At 63.5% G+C, this 425-nt stretch carries 2 protein-coding genes; both read right to left on the bottom strand.

The genetic code is table 11. The annotated features are described in order from the left end of the window. A partial coding sequence (locus QCE58_RS34215) for a DUF2866 domain-containing protein (protein WP_409014201.1) occupies positions 1–168 on the bottom strand: 168 nt, incomplete at its 3' end. Then, positions 96–425, bottom strand: a 330-nt coding sequence (locus QCE58_RS34045) for a hypothetical protein (protein WP_309781279.1), incomplete at its 5' end; no start/stop codon positions are given. The genes QCE58_RS34215 and QCE58_RS34045, both read right to left, overlap by 73 nt.

Raw genomic sequence — 425 nt, 5'->3', positions numbered from 1 at the left:
CTTCGGACGGCCGAGCGCGGCCGCATCGAGCGCGACGTGACGTTCGCCGTTGGCGTGCAGGCGCATGCGCTCGCGGATTTCCGGTTCCGTCGCGCTCACATGCACCGCGATGAACGAGCGTTCGCCGCGAAAGTTGATCCATTCGACGACACGGCAGGACGCGCCCACGGCTGCACGATCGGCGCGGAAAGGCGGCAGCCGCGCACTTTCGTCGCGGGTTCGTCGGCGATCTGCGCTACATCGGCGGAACTTCGTCCCGGCCAGGACGGGCGCTTCATATCGGCCTCCTTTCGTTCGGTGCGTGGCATGGCGTAACTCCGTGGTTTTCCCTTGAGATTGCCAGCGACGTTAGCGATCAATGCCGCATCCAGCATGGAGAAAAAGTGGAGAAGTCGTGGAGATTCGCGAGGAAACTGCGTGACGAA

Origin of the sequence: Caballeronia sp. LZ028 (assembly GCF_031451415.1) — a bacterium.
Classification (GTDB): Bacteria; Pseudomonadota; Gammaproteobacteria; order Burkholderiales; family Burkholderiaceae; genus Caballeronia; species Caballeronia zhejiangensis.
The sequence above is the reverse complement of the archived record's forward strand: the minus strand, read 5'-3'. Positions and strand labels throughout refer to the sequence as shown.